The following is a 15,672-nucleotide window of genomic DNA, read 5'->3' on the forward strand; positions in this document are numbered from 1 at the left end:
TTAAAAATCGACTTTTGCACAAAAAGTCATGGGTTCACCGCTGATGGGGTGAGAGATGCTTAGGCTTTCTGCGTGAAGGCAGAGGCGTGGCGACATACTTTTCGCTTGTGGATGCGCATAGAATTTATCCCCTAAAATCGGGTGACCCAATGCCAGCATATGCAGGCGTAATTGGTGGGAACGGCCGGTAATCGGTGTCAGTTTTACCCGAGTGCTATTATTGGGGAGTCGTGCTAAAACCTCAAATTTTGTGACCGCTCTTTTGCCAAGTACAAAATCTAAACGTTGGCGTGGGCGGTTCTCCCAATCACAAATCATCGGCAAATTAACTTCGCCACAGTCTTGTGCAAGATGTCCCCATACTAAGGCTTGATAATGTTTTTTCGGTTCTCGCTCGCGGAATTGGCGTTTGAGTTCTTTATCAGCCGCTTTGCTTAACGCAAACAAAATAATACCGCTGGTTGCCATATCAAGACGGTGTGCCGGTTCGCAGAAACCAAATTTTTCCTTCACTCGGTTCATCGCACTGTCGTAATATTGCGGTTGGTTGCCCGGTACGGAAAGCAGCCCGCTCGGTTTATTCACCACGCAAATATAGTTATCTTGATAAACAATATCTAAATAAGGTTCCATTGGGGGATGATATTCAATCAGTGCCATTATTATTCCTTATTGGTGACGATAACTCTTAAACTATCCAATCGCCAGGTTGCTTTTGCCAATGCTTCTAACGATTGATCACGCTGTGCCGTTAAAATCTCAATTTCACTTTGGCGAATATTTTGGTTCACCTTTTGTAAGGCTTGTAATCGATCAATTTCCACACTCAACGTTTGCTCCGCCAATTTTTGGGCTTGGCTAATACAAGTTTGGGCAAGCGGTTGAATTTTCTTTTCGCCAAGTGCAAATAATTGTTCTAACGTTGGGCGTACCATTTTGATCATCTTATTCGCCACATCTTTGCCAAGCGGTTTCAATTTGCTGTGCAGATTTTCAAATTCAACCTGTTCGGCAATATTATTGCCTTTGTTATCAAGCAATAACCGGATTGGCGTAGGCGGTAGGAAACGAGTGAGCTGTAATCCTTTCGGTGATTGTGATTCCACCACATAAATTAATTCTAACAAAAGCGTACCGGTTGGTAACTGTTTGTTAATCAGGAACGCCATTGCTGCTTTTCCGATATCACTGGAGGCGATAAGATCAATACCTTGGCGAATCATTGGATGATCCCAGGTTAAAAATTCCAATTCTTCACGGGCAAGGGCAAGATTGCGATCAAAGGTTACCGTCACGCCTTCTTCTTTTAAGCCCGGGAAATCCGGCACAAGCATTGTACCGGTAGGGGTGATCACAATGCTGTTTTCGCCAAGATCCTCTTGTTCTACCCCGATAATATCAAATAAATTCAGGGCAAAATTGACTAATTCCACCTCGTTATCTTGTGCGGCGATAGCATGGGCTAACTGCTTTGCTTGTTCTCCGCCGTTGGAGTTCAGTTCTAATAGGCGATCACGCCCTTGTTCCAATGCGATTTTGAGTTTTTCGCGTGCTTGTTTGGTGTCTGCAATGAGAATATTTAAGTCTGAAAGTGCGGTTGAATTTGACCGCACCTTTTGTAGTGCTTCGGCGAACTGTTCAAATAATGTCATTCCCATTGGCGTGGTTTGTTCAAAGCCATTTAATCCTTCGTGATACCAGCGTGCTAATGCATCATCGGCGGATTTTTCCACACAAGGCACATAAATTTGCACATCATTTTGCTGACCGATACGGTCTAAACGCCCGATACATTGTTCAAGTAAATCGGGGTTTTGTGGCAAATCAAATAATACTAAGGTGTCTGCAAACTGAAAATTTCTCCCCTCAGAGCCAATACCTGAACTGAGTAATACCTGTGCGCCATTTTCCATATCGGCAAAATAGGCGGCGGCACGATCGCGTTCAATAATAGACATTTTTTCGTGGAAAACTGCGGCACGAATCCCTTCTTTCTCCCGTAAATGCTGTTCAAGATGAATCGCCGTTTGCGCATGTTGGCAAATCACAAAGATTTTTTTATCACGTTGTGTTTTTACAAAATCTAACAACCATTGTGCTTTCACCTCTTCTACTTGATCGATATTTTCAACGGTTAACCTGATCGGGTGATAAATACGCCGAGGAAAACCTTTCACGCCTTGGCGGGTATTGCGGAATAGCACACGGCTTGTGCCATGACGATCAATCAAATTTTGGATTAAGGTTTGGCGTGCTGATTGTTCTTCTTCATTAGAATTATTAATGTCTTGAAAAAGTTGCGCCGTATTTTGTTCTCCCAGCAATTGAGAAATATGATTTTTTTCGACCGCACTTAGTGGTTTATCTTCCAGTAAAGATTGCACCGCTTGCGCCACCGGTTGGTAATTTTGTTGCTCTTTTTGAAAAGTAGCATAGTCAAAAAAGCGTTCTGGATCGAGTAATCGCAATCGGGCAAAATGGCTTTCTTGCCCTAATTGTTCGGGAGTGGCAGTCAGCAGTAAAACGGAAGGAATGCCGTTTGCCAATTGTTCAATAGACAAATAAGCCTGACTTGGGGCGTTTTCAGTCCAAACCAAATGATGGGCTTCATCCACAATTAAGCAGTCAAAACCGGCTGCCAAGATTTGTTCCGTACGTTTCGGAGAATTAACCAGCCAATCTAATGCACAAATAATCAGCGATTCCGAGCTAAAAGGATTCTCGCCACTGATCGCAAAATCCTCACAGCGTTCTTCATCAAATAACGAAAAGTGCAAATTAAAGCGGCGCAACATCTCAACCAGCCATTGATGTTGCAAGGTTTCGGGAACCACAACCAAGACACGCTGTACTTTTTCTGCAAAAAGTTGATTTTGCAAAATCATACCGGCTTCAATGGTTTTACCTAAGCCCACTTCATCGGCGAGCAATACACGCGGATTCACACGGTTACCAACTTCAGCGGCAATATGCAACTGGTGGGGAATTAAGCCGGCACGAATCCCGCGTAAACCACGTAATGGCGATTGAAATTGCGCTTGTTGATGCTTTAGCGTGCGATAACGTAAAGCAAAATGATGACTGCGATCTAATTGTGCGGAAAAGAGCCGCTCTTTCGCCGAACTAAAGGAAATCAGCGGTGAAATATCGCTTTCTTGAACAATGACTTGTTCACCTTGCGGATTTTCTACCAAATAAAAATTCAAGCCGTTCATGGTTTGAATATCCACAATTTTACCTTGCCAACCCTCTTTATGGCTTAAGGTTTCACCTTTGGTGAATTGAATGCGGGTAAGTGGTGCTTGGGCGATAGAATAAATGCGTGTTTCGTCGGAAGCGGGGAAATGCAAACTCACGGTGCGGGCATCAAAAGCGGTAACAATGCCTAATCCAAGATTATTCTCACTTCCGCTTAACCAACGCTGACCAAGGGCAAAAGGTGTCATACAACTCTCTATTTTTTTATTCATTAAAATTCGGGCGGCTATTGTAGCCCGATTAAAAGGGAAAGCAATGAAAACCGTGAGCTTAATCACAATTGCCATGATTACCACGATTCTGTGCTTTACTTTGCTAAAGTGCGGTGTGAAAATGGCAGAGTTTTTTCATCGTTATGGAGTAAAAAATGGATTGGTCCGAACGTCTTAAGCGTGAGTTTTTATCCGGTTGGAAACCGTTTGAAGTTATTTGGCTGGCGGTGTTTATCATTGCGCAAATTTGGGCATATGTGCAAACGCCGGATTCTTGGCTGGCAATGATTTCCGGTATTTCTGGCATTTTATGTGTGGTATTGGTGAGTAAAGGGAAAATCAGTAACTATTTCTTCGGCTTGATTTATGCTTATACCTATTTTTATGTGGCATGGGGGCAAAATTTCTTAGGGGAAATGAATACCGTGCTTTATGTCTATTTGCCGGCACAGTACATTGGCTATTTTATGTGGAAAAACAATATGCAAAATGACAATGGCGGTGAAAGCGTGGTGGCAAAATCGCTCACCCTACGAGGTTGGATTGCCCTTATGCTGTTTATCGGCATTGGCACACTTTTATTTGTGCAAGCCTTGAAAGCGGCAGGCGGAAGTTCAACCGATTTAGACGGTCTAACAACCATTATTGTGGTAGCGGCGCAGTTGCTGATGATTTTGCGTTATCGTGAACAATGGCTGATATGGATTGTCCTTAATATCCTTTCCATTAAGTTATGGGCAGAAACACCGGCGATGTATTTAATGTATAGTGCCTATTTGCTGAACTCGCTTTATGGTTATTACAACTGGACGAAATTGACAAAACAAACGCAAAATTGACCGCACTTTTCACAGAAAGGCGAACCGTAGAGTTCGCTTTTTTGTTAAAACTTCAAATAAAAATCCTTTGTTAGTGCAATAAATTCGTCTGTATAGCAGTTTTTCTCATTGTAGATCATGATTTGATTGTGCTCTAATTCTTGCGGTTGTTTGGCAAAAGTGATTAACATTCTTTGCGGTGATTTTCCGATTTTTGTGATGATTTCCGTTTGTTTGACACAATAAAGTGCGGTCAGTTTTTCGAGCGTTTTTGCCGCCTCATAGGGTAACACAAAACTGATTTTTCCCTTTGCGGATAAGCGTTTAGCCGCCCATGTTAGCCAGTCTGAATGACTTTGTTTGGTATAACGGGCTAACTCTCTTTCTTCGTTTTTACATTCCACGCCTTGTTCAAAATAGGGCGGGTTGGCAACAATGAGATCAAAGGCTTCTTTCGTATCGGATAAAAAATGTTGAACATCTCCCTGAACCAAACTGATACGTGCTTTCCAAGGTGAAAGCGTAATATTTTCTTGTGCTTGTTGTGCCGCAGCAGGATCTAATTCTACAGCATAAATTTGACTATCTTCCTTTGTGCGTTGTGCAAGCATTAATGCCAGCAAACCCGTTCCGCTTCCCATATCAAGTACATTTTTACAATGATTCACATCCGCCCACGCACCCAGCAAAATGCCGTCCGTGCCTACTTTCATCGCACAATGTTGTTGATTAATGTGAAATTGTTTAAAGGTAAAACTACTCATAAATATTGCTTAAATTGACCGCACTTTCCTGTTTATTTTTAGGCGTTTCGAGGCTTTTCAGGTATAATTTGCGCCAATTTTAACAAAGAACCATACAATAATGAATTTTCCCCAATTTGAGCAATTTGATCTTTCCTCTGAGCTCTTAAAAGCGCTTGAGAAAAAAGGCTACAAGCGTCCAACTGCGATCCAAATGGAAGCCATTCCTGCTGCGATGGAAGAGCGTGATGTGCTAGGCTCAGCACCAACCGGCACGGGCAAAACCGTTGCTTTTTTATTACCGGCATTGCAACATCTGCTTGATTATCCACGCCGTAAACCCGGCCCGCCACGTATTCTTGTATTAACCCCAACCCGTGAGTTGGCAATGCAGGTGGCGCAACAAGCGGAGGAATTGGCACAATTTACCCATTTAAATATCGCCACTATCACCGGCGGTGTGGCATATCAAAATCATGGTGAAGTTTTCAATACCAATCAAGATTTGGTTGTGGCGACACCGGGGCGCTTATTGCAATACATTCAAGAAGAAAATTTTGATTGCCGTTCCGTGGAAATATTAATTTTTGATGAAGCGGACAGAATGTTGCAAATGGGTTTTGGGCAGGATGCGGAAAAAATTGCGGCGGAAACCCGTTGGCGCAAACAAACGTTATTATTTTCAGCAACCTTAGAGGGCGAATTATTGGTCGATTTTGCCGAACGTCTGCTTAATGATCCAGTGCAAGTGGATGCCGAACCAAGTCGCCGTGAACGTAAAAAAATCAATCAATGGTATTATCACGCCGATAGTTATGAACACAAAGTAAAATTATTGGCTCGTTTTATTGAAACAGAAAAAGTAAGCCGAGGCATTATTTTTGTGCGTCGCCGTGAAAATGCCCGAGAACTTTCCGAAACCTTGCGTAAACGGGGTATTCGTTCCGCTTACTTGGAAGGTGAAATGGCACAAACCCAACGTAACAATGCCATTGATAAATTGAAATCAGATGTGGTCACGGTGTTAGTGGCAACGGATGTAGCGGCACGTGGTATTGATATTGATGATGTTAGCCATGTGATGAATTTTGACTTGCCATATAGTGCGGATACTTACCTACATCGTATTGGGCGTACCGCTCGAGCGGGCAAAAAAGGGACGGCGGTATCTTTTGTGGAAGCTCACGATTATAAATTGCTAGGCAAAATTAAGCGTTATACGGAGGAAATTCTAAAAGCTCGTATTCTAGAAGGCTTAGAACCCCGCACCAAACCACCGAAAGACGGCGAAATTAAATCGGTGAGTAAAAAACAAAAAGCCCGTATCAAAACAAAACGGGAAGAAAAGAAAAAAACAGAGGCGAAGAAAAAAGTGAAGCTACGCCACAAGGATACGAAAAATATCGGGAAGCGACGTAAACCGAGTAGAAAATAATTTGGATTTAACATGGAAAAACTTTCAGTTCTAGCGGATATTTTATCCATTATTGGTTTTTTGTTTACTATGATTTCCTGGTGGTTTATTTTGCAGGTTAAAAAAAGTATTTCGTTTCGTTCAAATGTTATTCAATACATAAAAGATATTGATAATATTTCAAAAGAAATTACTTCGTTGCTTTCTAATTATGAGTCTAATTTAGATGAAATTTATGAATTAGTTATGCGTGTTGAAGCCAAATTAGGTCATTTGGAAAGTGGGGCTAAATCAAAATTGAAGGAGCATATCAATGAAGCGAAAGAAAATATTATTAAATACAAGAATATTCATAATCGTGCTACACAGGAAAGTAAAGTCAGAGAAATCAAAACTAAATTGACCATAATTGTAGATGAATTAGAAATGCAAAAACGAAAATATTTGATTGGAGTAAATTAAATGTATAGTAGAGCTGAATCAATTAGAGTTATTGATAAGTTAATTGAATTAACTCAACATGGGCAATTAAAATGGGAAGAAACTCCCCCTAGTCGATATATGTCATCAACAACTGAAAATGTCGATGTAATATATCAAGCCTATTATCAAGATGTTTATATTAATGTTTATAACAGAAAGTATCGTTATTATTATGATGAAACTGAGTATTCTTGGGATGATGATGTTATCATTGAATTATTGAATACAGAAGGAGTCTTGCTTAACCGATTACCTAATACACCAAATGCAGATGAATTACTTTCATCTATTCGCTATCAGAATAGGGCATTACAGAACTTTTACAAGAATATTCTCAATGGTTAATTCAGGAGGGCAATAAAAAACCGCACATCAAAGTGCGGTCTTTTTTTATGCTGTTTTAATTACGCTAATTTTTTGATTTGTGCAGCTAATTTAGATTTGTGATTTGCTGCTTTGTTAGCGTGGATTAAGCCTTTTGAGGCCATACGGTCAACAACTTTTTGCATTTCAACGAATGCTGCTTCAGCTGCTGCTTTCTCACCTGCTGCTACTTGAGCATAAACTTTTTTGATGTAAGTACGCATCATAGAGCGTTGGCTTGCGTTGTGTTGGCGGCGTTTTTCAGATTGTACCGCGCGTTTTTTTGCTGACTTGATATTAGCCAAGGTCAAACTCCTAAAATTTCTGTTAATTAGTGTGACAAAATAAAGGGCGCCAATATGACGATTTTTTATACGTTTGTCAATGGAAAATTTGTGTTGGTTTCGGTGAGACACAACCGAAAGTAAGCATCGTTATTTTTACAAGCGCTTTCAATAGGGGCTCACACAAACGATGTGGGCGGATTTTATCAGTTTTTTTGCGTGGAATATAGCGTAAAAACAAAATTTCTATACAATTAAGCAAAATTTTTAGCCGAGAGAGAAATATTTTGAGTAAACGACTTTTAAAATCAGGCGTGATTGTCAGCAGTATGACGCTATTATCACGCGTGTTAGGGTTGGTGCGTGATGTCGTGATCGCTCACCTGATTGGTGCAGGGGCGGCGGCTGATGTATTTTTATTCGCCAACCGTATTCCGAATTTTCTTCGTCGTTTATTTGCGGAAGGGGCGTTTTCCCAAGCCTTTGTTCCCGTATTGGCAGAATATCGTAAGGCAGGCGATACGGATAAAACCCGTGAATTTATCGGTAAAGTGTCTGGTACATTAGGCGGTTTGGTGAGTATTGTGACTTTGTTGGCGATGGTGGGCTCGCCTATCGTTGCCGCATTATTTGGCATGGGCTGGTTCACCGATTGGCTGAATGACGGCCCTGATGCGCATAAGTTTGAACAAGCTTCTTTGCTGTTGAAAATTACCTTTCCTTATTTGTGGTTTGTTACTTTTGTTGCGCTTTCCGGTGCGGTGTTGAATACGTTAGGAAAGTTTGGTGTGATGTCTTTCTCACCGGTGTTATTAAATATTGCAATGATTGCGACCGCACTTTTTTTAGCTCCACAAATGAATAATCCCGATCTTGCATTAGCCATCGGTATTTTTCTTGGCGGTTTATTCCAATTTTTATTCCAAATTCCTTTTATGAAAAAAGCCGGACTGTTGGTGAAACCGAAATGGGCGTGGCACGATGAAGGTGTGGTAAAAATTCGCAAATTGATGATTCCCGCTTTGTTTGGTGTGTCTGTCAGCCAAATCAATTTATTACTAGATACGATTATTGCCAGTTTTTTAATGACCGGCTCGATCAGTTGGCTTTATTATTCCGACCGTTTGTTAGAGTTTCCCCTTGGCTTGTTCGGCATTGCGATTTCTACGGTAATTTTACCCACCCTCGCACGTCATCACGTTAATCGTGAGGATAATTCGGCTCAAAGTGCAGTGGATTTTCGTCACACGATGGATTGGGGAGTACGCATGATTCTATTACTTGGCGTACCCGCGGCAGTCGGTATTGCCGTGCTTGCCCAACCTATGCTGCTGACGCTTTTTATGCGGGGTAGTTTTACCTTACATGATGTGCATGCTGCCTCGTATTCCTTATGGGCATTCAATGCCGGTTTACTGAGTTTTATGTTGATTAAAATTCTAGCCAACGGTTATTATGCCCGCCAAGATACCAAAACACCGGTGAAAATCGGCATTATCGCGATGGTGAGTAATATGGGATTCAATGTGTTAGCGATTCCATTTAGCTATGTCGGGTTAGCAATGGCTTCTGCCATGTCTGCTACACTGAATGCTTACTTGCTTTATCGTGGTTTGGCGAAGTCGGATGTGTACCGTTTTTCACGCCAAAGTGCGGTCTTTTTTATGAAAGTTTTGCTTTCCGCACTGACAATGGGCACGGCAGTGTGGTACTACGTGCCGGATATTGGTGAATGGGCGGCAATGAGTTTTACCATTCGCGTTTATTGGTTGATTTGGTTGATTGGATTAGCCGCGATCGTTTATGGTTTGATGTTGATTTTATTAGGTATTCGTCAGCACCATTTGCTGACAAAAAACTAACTTGTCGCTATAATACCGAAATTCTGTAATTTTTGTGGATAGGACATGCGATTAATTCGTGGCTTGCATAATGCAGGCCGGATTTTACAAGGTTGTGCATTGACAATTGGCAACTTTGATGGCGTGCATTTAGGGCATCAGGCGGTATTACGCCACCTTCGCGAAAAAGCGGACGAATTAAATTTACCCATGGCGGTATTATTGTTCGAGCCGCAACCCCGTGAATATTTTATGGGCGATAATGCGCCGGCTCGTTTGATGCGTTTACGTGATAAGCTTCACTATTTACGGCAAGCCAAGGTCGATGTCGTTATTGTGGCGAAATTTGATCGTACTTTGGCAGAACAATCGGCAGAACAATTCATCGAACAAACACTAGTGAATCGGCTCCATGTAAAATTTTTAAGCATTGGCGATGATTTTCAATTCGGTGCAAACCGGCAAGGAAATTTTGCGATGTTAAAACAAGCGGGTGAGCGTTTCGGTTTTACCGTGGAAGATAATCATAGTTTCTGTTTGGATGAACAACGCATTAGCAGCACAACTGTTCGGGAAGCCCTAGCAAGAGACAATTTATCCCTTGCGGAAAGTTTGTTAGGCAAACCTTATCGTATTTTTGGGCGGGTGATTCACGGTAATAAATTAGGCAGAACATTGGGTTTTCCTACGGCAAATATCCGTTTGCATCGCCAAGTGAATCCGATTAAAGGCGTGTATGCAGTAAAAGTGCGGTTAAAATCAGGCGAAATTTTTAACGGCGTCGCCAATATTGGGAAACGCCCGACGATTAATGGCGTGATTCAATTATTAGAAGTGCACTTATTTGATTTTGCAAAGATAATTTATGGTGAACCGGTTGAGGTTGAGTTTTGCCATAAAATAAGAGAAGAAATAAAATTTCCCTCCTTTGATGATTTAAAAGCACAAATTAAACGGGATGTTGAAACCGCAAAAGCGTTTTTTAGCAAGAATTTTAAAAAGTAAAAATTGGAAAATAAAATGACAGTCGATTACAAAAACACGCTTAATTTACCGGAAACAGGTTTTCCAATGCGCGGTGATTTAGCCAAGCGCGAACCTGTGATGTTGCAAAATTGGTATGACAAAAATCTTTACCAAAAAATTCGTAAAGCTGCAAAAGGTAAAAAATCCTTTATTTTGCACGATGGCCCTCCTTATGCAAACGGTAGCATTCATATCGGTCATGCGGTAAACAAAATTTTAAAAGATATTATTGTTAAATCTAAAACGGCACAGGGTTTTGATTCCCCTTATATCCCGGGCTGGGACTGTCACGGTTTGCCGATTGAATTAAAAGTAGAAGGTTTGGTGGGAAAACCGAATGAAAAAATCTCTGCGGCGGAGTTTCGTGCAAAATGCCGTGAATATGCGGCAGAGCAGGTGGAAGGGCAGAAAAAAGATTTTATCCGTTTAGGTGTGCTGGGCGATTGGGATAATCCGTATTTAACCATGAATTTTGAGACGGAAGCCAATATTATTCGTACCCTTGGAAAAGTGATTGCAAACGGGCATTTATACAAAGGATCGAAACCGGTACATTGGTGCTTAGACTGTGCCTCTTCTTTAGCCGAAGCGGAAGTCGAATACGAAGATAAAGTTTCACCGTCTATCTATGTTCGTTTTCCGGCAGAAAGTGCGGATGAAATTGAAGCTAAATTTAATGCGCAAGGTAAAGGCAGTGGCAAACTATCTGCGGTCATTTGGACGACCACGCCTTGGACAATTCCGTCAAACCGTGCGATTGCAATTAATCCGGAATTGGAATATCAGCTTGTTCAATTTGGTGACGAACGCGTCATTTTAGCGACAGAGCTTGTGGAATCCGTAGCGAAAGCGGTTGGCATTGAAAATGTGGAAATTTTAGGGACGGCGAAAGGCGTGGAGCTTGAGTTAAGCCGTTTCCATCATCCGTTCTATGATTTTACCGTGCCGATGATTTTAGGTGATCACGTTACCACAGATGGCGGTACCGGTTTGGTTCACACAGCTCCGGATCACGGTTTAGACGACTTTATTGTGGGGCAAAAATATGATTTGCCAATGGCGTGCCTTGTGGCAAATGACGGCAAATTTATTTCAACTACGACATTTTTTGCCGGCAAAGCTGTATTTGAGGCAAATCCGCTTGTGGTGGAAAAATTGCAAGAAATGGGTAATTTGCTGAAAGTAGAAAAAATCACGCATAGTTATCCGCACTGTTGGCGTCATAAAACCCCGATTATTTTCCGTGCTACACCACAATGGTTTATTGGTATGGAAACCCAAGGGCTACGTGCCAACGCTTTAGGCGAAATTAAGGGCGTGCGTTGGATTCCGGATTGGGGACAGGCTCGAATCGAAAAAATGGTGGAAAATCGTCCTGACTGGTGTATTTCCCGCCAACGTACTTGGGGCGTGCCGATGACGATGTTTGTGCACAAAGAAACGGAAGAATTACATCCTCGTACCTTAGAATTATTGGAAGAAGTGGCAAAACGTGTCGAACAATCAGGCATTCAAGCATGGTGGGATCTGGACGAAAAAGAATTGCTTGGCACAGATGCTGAACATTATCGTAAAGTGCCGGATACTTTAGACGTGTGGTTCGATTCCGGATCAACCTATTCCTCTGTGGTGGCGAATCGTCCCGAATTTAGCGGTCAAGCGATTGATATGTATTTGGAAGGTTCCGACCAGCACCGCGGCTGGTTTATGTCGTCATTAATGCTTTCTACCGCAACGGATAATCAAGCGCCTTATAAACAAGTATTGACCCACGGGTTCACGGTGGATGGTCAAGGTCGCAAAATGTCGAAATCGATCGGCAATATCGTGACCCCACAAGAAGTTATGGATAAATTTGGCGGTGATATTTTACGTTTATGGGTTGCCTCAACGGACTACACCGGTGAAATGACGGTTTCAGACGAAATCCTAAAACGTGCGGCGGATAGCTATCGTCGTATTCGCAACACGGCACGTTTCTTATTAGCGAATTTAAACGGTTTTGACCCGAAACGGGATGCGGTAAAACCGGAACAAATGATTAGTCTTGACCGCTGGGCGGTGGCTTGTGCGCTTGAAGCACAAAACGAAATTAAAGAGGCTTATGATAATTATCAATTCCATGCCGTGGTACAACGATTGATGCGTTTCTGTTCCGTGGAAATGGGATCGTTCTATTTGGATATTATCAAGGATCGCCAATACACCACCAAAGCGGATAGCCTTGCCCGTCGCAGCTGTCAAACGGCATTATGGCATATCGCTGAAGCATTGGTTCGTTGGATGGCACCAATTCTTTCCTTTACCGCGGATGAAATTTGGGGCTACTTGCCACAAGGCGAAAACCCACGTTCTGAGTTTGTTTTCACCGAAGAATTTTACACCGGTTTATTCGGGTTAGGCGAAAACGAAAAATTAGACGATACTTACTGGCAAGAGCTGATTAAAGTTCGTTCCGAAGTGAATCGTGTCTTAGAAATCGCCCGTAATGACAAAGTAATCGGTGGTGGTTTAGAAGCGGAGGTTATCCTTTATGCTAACGATGAATATCGTGCCTTGCTTGAAAAATTGGGCAACGAGTTGCGTTTTGTATTAATTACCTCCAAAGCGGAAGTGAGACCGTTGGCGGAAAAACCGGCGGATATTGCGGAGGGAGAATTGGAAGGCATTGCCGTGAGCGTTTCCCGTTCCAACGGTGAAAAATGCCCGCGTTGTTGGCACTATTCCGATAAAATCGGAATCAACCCGCAACATCCGGCATTGTGTCCTCGTTGTGTAGAAAACGTGGCAGGTAGTGGTGAAATTCGCCATTTTGCATAGTGTAAATTTTCATATTCAAAGTGCGGTTGATTTTGACCGCACTTTTCATTTATTAGGAATTTCTTATGGCTAAAACAAAATCCGGTCTCTCTTTTCTTTGGCTAAGTGCGGTGGCTTTTGTGCTTGATTTATTCACAAAATATCTTGTGGTACAAAAATTTGATTTATACGAAAGTGTGAATATTTTACCGGTATTTAATCTCACTTATGTGCGTAACTACGGTGCTGCATTCAGTTTTTTAGCCGATCACGACGGCTGGCAAAAATACTTTTTCATTGTATTGGCTATCGGTATTTCTTTGATGTTGATGTATTTTTTGAAGAAAAACACAGCAGGTCAAAAATTACAAAATAGCGCCTATGCGCTGATTATTGGCGGCGCATTGGCAAATATGGTGGATCGTACCTATCACGGTTTTGTGGTCGATTTCCTCGATTTTTATTGGGATATTTATCATTATCCGGTGTTTAATATCGCGGATGTGGCAATTTGTATTGGTGCGGGATTGCTTATGCTGGACGCATTTAAAAGCGAAAAGAAAAAAGTACAAGATAAACAAACAGAAAAGAGCGGTCAAAAATGAAAATAATTTTAGCCAATCCACGTGGATTTTGTGCCGGTGTTGATCGAGCCATCAGTATTGTAGAACTCGCCCTTGAAATTCACGGCGCTCCGATTTATGTTCGTCACGAAGTGGTGCATAACCGCTTTGTGGTGAATGGGCTACGTGAACGTGGCGCCATTTTTGTGGAGGAATTGAGCGAAGTGCCGGACGGTGCCATTGTGATTTTCTCTGCTCATGGGGTTTCTCAAGCAGTACGTCAAGAAGCCAAAGATCGCCAATTAAAAGTGTTTGACGCTACTTGCCCGTTAGTGACTAAAGTACATATGCAAGTGGCTCGAGCAAGTAGAAAAGGTACAAAAGCCATTCTTATCGGACATAAAGGCCATCCTGAAGTAGAAGGCACGATGGGGCAATACAGTAATGGTGAAGGCGGTATTTATCTGATTGAAAGTGTGGAGGATATAGCCCGTTTACCTGTGCAAGAAAGCGATGAATTGACATTTATGACCCAAACCACCCTGTCTTTAGATGATACGGCTGAAACAATTCATGCATTAAAAGAAAAATATCCGTCAATCCAAGGCCCGCACAAAAATGATATTTGTTATGCCACAACAAACCGCCAAGAAGCTGTGCGTGAGTTGGCAAAATTATCGGATCTAGTCTTGGTGGTAGGATCGAAAAATTCCTCAAATTCTAATCGCTTGGCAGAATTAGCCTCCCGTATGGGCGTGCAGTCTCAGCTCCTTGATGATCCCGCCGATATTCAAGCAGATTGGTTTGATAAGGTACAAACTATTGGGATTACGGCGGGCGCTTCTGCACCAGAAGAATTGGTGCAATCTATTATTACCCGTTTAAAAGAATTTGGTGCAAATGAATTAGAAGAGCTCCAAGGGCTGGAAGAAAATATGTTCTTTGAAGTACCTAAAGAATTGCGAATTAAAGAAGTGGGTTAAGGAAAAAAGATTAAATACCAATCGGTTTGCACAAAGTGGCTAGATGATGTAGCACTTGTGCAAACTTCATATTTCAATAAGCCATACAATAGTTCTGTTTATTTTTGTTGTAACACTAAAACTTTTATCAAATCAGTTTGATTCCTTTGTTTGCCTTTCCTAAATGTCTCGGTTATATTATTGAAAATTCTTCCTTCGGGGACGATTATGAGTATTTATCAACTCAAACCAGCCTTTCAAAACTTATTACGCCCATTGGTGAAACGTCTTGAGCAATGGGGAATCACTGCCAATCAAGTAACCTTATTTGCTTGTGGTCTTTCCCTCTTTTTTGGGATGGTTCTCACCCTCTTCTCTGCTATTTCCGGCTTGTTTTATCTATTGCCGATTTGGCTTTTTTTACGAATGGCATTGAATGCCATTGATGGTATGTTGGCTCGCGAGTTTAACCAAAAATCTGATTTAGGCGGCTATTTGAATGAAATAACGGATGTTGTTGCCGATACCACACTCTATTTACCTTTTGCCTTTATTACACCATTTTCAGCAGAATCCGTGATGGGCTTTATTTTCTTAGCAATGATGACTGAGTTTTGTGGCGTTTTAGGGCAAGTTCATGGCAATAATGGGCGGCGTTATGATGGGCCTTTGGGGAAAAGTGATCGTGCTTTTTTGATAGGTACGCTCGGCTTGGCATACGCTTATTTTGGCGAACTGCCTCTTTACTTGAGCAGTTTATTTTGGCTTGCAAATCTCGCCTTAATTTTAACTGCTTATAACCGAGTAAAACGTGGATTAGCGACTACTTCGTAAAAAATGGTTGGATAAAGACAGCCTCCAGCCTGAGATAATATTGGGATCGGCGGGCAACTTTGCCCACTCTAC

The 15,672-nt window shown here is 41.9% G+C and carries 14 protein-coding genes; 10 read left to right on the top strand and 4 right to left on the bottom strand.

Annotation, left to right across the window (positions count from 1 at the left end):
• Both rluA and rapA read right to left on the bottom strand, forming a co-directional pair.
• Positions 1-660 (bottom strand): bifunctional tRNA pseudouridine(32) synthase/23S rRNA pseudouridine(746) synthase RluA, encoded by a 660-nt coding sequence (rluA, locus tag FEE42_RS09990; protein ID WP_164028423.1) that lies wholly within the window; start codon positions 658-660, stop codon positions 1-3.
• 2 nt (positions 661-662) lie between these two features.
• Positions 663-3,446 carry an RNA polymerase-associated protein RapA gene (rapA, locus tag FEE42_RS09995; protein ID WP_164028834.1) on the bottom strand — a complete coding sequence of 928 codons (2,784 nt, stop codon included), beginning with the start codon at positions 3,444-3,446 and terminating at the stop codon, positions 663-665.
• Between the two features lie 179 nt (positions 3,447-3,625).
• On the opposite strand from rapA, the gene pnuC reads away from it, so the two are divergent.
• The gene (gene pnuC / locus FEE42_RS10000; protein ID WP_077583011.1) at positions 3,626-4,309 is read left to right on the top strand and encodes a nicotinamide riboside transporter PnuC; all 684 of its coding nucleotides are present in this window, start codon (positions 3,626-3,628) and stop codon (positions 4,307-4,309) included.
• 44 nt (positions 4,310-4,353) lie between these two features.
• Here the strand turns inward: pnuC and FEE42_RS10005 are convergent, their stop codons facing one another.
• Positions 4,354-5,052, bottom strand: coding sequence for a tRNA1(Val) (adenine(37)-N6)-methyltransferase (locus tag FEE42_RS10005; protein ID WP_164028425.1), 699 nt, complete (start codon positions 5,050-5,052; stop codon positions 4,354-4,356).
• Positions 5,053-5,152: 100 nt separating this feature from the next.
• Here FEE42_RS10005 and srmB point away from each other — a divergent pair, with 100 nt between their 5' ends.
• Genes srmB through FEE42_RS10020 form a run of 3 tightly spaced genes read left to right on the top strand, consistent with a single transcriptional unit; the run spans position 5,153 to position 7,273 of the window.
• On the top strand, positions 5,153-6,466 hold the full coding sequence (srmB, locus tag FEE42_RS10010; RefSeq protein ID WP_077583014.1) for an ATP-dependent RNA helicase SrmB: 1,314 nt from the start codon (positions 5,153-5,155) through the stop codon (positions 6,464-6,466).
• A 12-nt stretch (positions 6,467-6,478) separates the two neighbouring features.
• A complete protein-coding gene (locus FEE42_RS10015) occupies positions 6,479-6,907 on the top strand; it encodes a hypothetical protein (protein WP_164028427.1) in 429 nt (142 codons plus the stop codon).
• Positions 6,908-7,273, top strand: coding sequence for a hypothetical protein (locus FEE42_RS10020; RefSeq protein ID WP_077581981.1), 366 nt, complete (start codon positions 6,908-6,910; stop codon positions 7,271-7,273).
• Positions 7,274-7,332: 59 nt separating this feature from the next.
• Here FEE42_RS10020 and rpsT read toward each other — a convergent pair whose 3' ends face one another.
• Positions 7,333-7,596 carry a 30S ribosomal protein S20 gene (gene rpsT / locus FEE42_RS10025; protein ID WP_005548279.1) on the bottom strand — a complete coding sequence of 88 codons (264 nt, stop codon included), beginning with the start codon at positions 7,594-7,596 and terminating at the stop codon, positions 7,333-7,335.
• A 266-nt stretch (positions 7,597-7,862) separates the two neighbouring features.
• Here rpsT and murJ point away from each other — a divergent pair, with 266 nt between their 5' ends.
• The 6 genes from murJ to FEE42_RS10055 all read left to right on the top strand — a co-directional run bounded on the left by murJ (position 7,863) and on the right by FEE42_RS10055 (position 15,600).
• Positions 7,863-9,437 (top strand): murein biosynthesis integral membrane protein MurJ, encoded by a 1,575-nt coding sequence (gene murJ / locus FEE42_RS10030; RefSeq protein ID WP_135969492.1) that lies wholly within the window; start codon positions 7,863-7,865, stop codon positions 9,435-9,437.
• Between the two features lie 45 nt (positions 9,438-9,482).
• Positions 9,483-10,421, top strand: a complete 939-nt coding sequence (gene ribF / locus FEE42_RS10035) for a bifunctional riboflavin kinase/FAD synthetase (protein ID WP_135969493.1) — start codon at positions 9,483-9,485, stop codon at positions 10,419-10,421.
• A gap of 15 nt (positions 10,422-10,436) precedes the next feature.
• Complete coding sequence (gene ileS / locus FEE42_RS10040) at positions 10,437-13,262, top strand: isoleucine--tRNA ligase (RefSeq protein ID WP_164028429.1); 2,826 nt, start codon at positions 10,437-10,439, stop codon at positions 13,260-13,262.
• Between the two features lie 65 nt (positions 13,263-13,327).
• Entirely contained in the window at positions 13,328-13,846 is a 519-nt protein-coding gene (lspA, locus tag FEE42_RS10045; protein ID WP_077581977.1) for a signal peptidase II, read from the top strand.
• A complete protein-coding gene (gene ispH / locus FEE42_RS10050; RefSeq protein WP_077586782.1) occupies positions 13,843-14,787 on the top strand; it encodes a 4-hydroxy-3-methylbut-2-enyl diphosphate reductase in 945 nt (314 codons plus the stop codon). The genes lspA and ispH overlap by 4 nt, the downstream gene beginning before the upstream one ends.
• Positions 14,788-14,994: 207 nt before the next feature.
• The gene (locus FEE42_RS10055) at positions 14,995-15,600 is read left to right on the top strand and encodes a CDP-alcohol phosphatidyltransferase family protein (RefSeq protein WP_164028430.1); all 606 of its coding nucleotides are present in this window, start codon (positions 14,995-14,997) and stop codon (positions 15,598-15,600) included.
• Positions 15,601-15,672: the final 72 nt, after the last annotated feature.

The sequence above is a fragment of the Rodentibacter caecimuris genome (genome assembly GCF_010587025.1).
Taxonomy (GTDB): Bacteria; Pseudomonadota; Gammaproteobacteria; order Enterobacterales; family Pasteurellaceae; genus Rodentibacter; species Rodentibacter caecimuris.

Excerpts from the sequence above, each read along its gene's own strand:
- pnuC (WP_077583011.1), top strand. The coding sequence starts at position 3,626 with ATGGATTGGTCCGAACGTCTTAAGCGTGAGTTTTTATCCGGTTGGAAA.
- FEE42_RS10005 (WP_164028425.1), bottom strand. The coding sequence starts at position 5,052 with ATGAGTAGTTTTACCTTTAAACAATTTCACATTAATCAACAACATTGT.
- srmB (WP_077583014.1), top strand. The coding sequence starts at position 5,153 with ATGAATTTTCCCCAATTTGAGCAATTTGATCTTTCCTCTGAGCTCTTA.
- ispH (WP_077586782.1), top strand. The coding sequence starts at position 13,843 with ATGAAAATAATTTTAGCCAATCCACGTGGATTTTGTGCCGGTGTTGAT.
- ileS (WP_164028429.1), top strand. The coding sequence starts at position 10,437 with ATGACAGTCGATTACAAAAACACGCTTAATTTACCGGAAACAGGTTTT.
- ribF (WP_135969493.1), top strand. The coding sequence starts at position 9,483 with ATGCGATTAATTCGTGGCTTGCATAATGCAGGCCGGATTTTACAAGGT.
- FEE42_RS10020 (WP_077581981.1), top strand. The coding sequence starts at position 6,908 with ATGTATAGTAGAGCTGAATCAATTAGAGTTATTGATAAGTTAATTGAA.
- rapA (WP_164028834.1), bottom strand. The coding sequence starts at position 3,446 with ATGACACCTTTTGCCCTTGGTCAGCGTTGGTTAAGCGGAAGTGAGAAT.
- lspA (WP_077581977.1), top strand. The coding sequence starts at position 13,328 with ATGGCTAAAACAAAATCCGGTCTCTCTTTTCTTTGGCTAAGTGCGGTG.
- FEE42_RS10015 (WP_164028427.1), top strand. The coding sequence starts at position 6,479 with ATGGAAAAACTTTCAGTTCTAGCGGATATTTTATCCATTATTGGTTTT.
- FEE42_RS10055 (WP_164028430.1), top strand. The coding sequence starts at position 14,995 with ATGAGTATTTATCAACTCAAACCAGCCTTTCAAAACTTATTACGCCCA.
- rluA (WP_164028423.1), bottom strand. The coding sequence starts at position 660 with ATGGCACTGATTGAATATCATCCCCCAATGGAACCTTATTTAGATATT.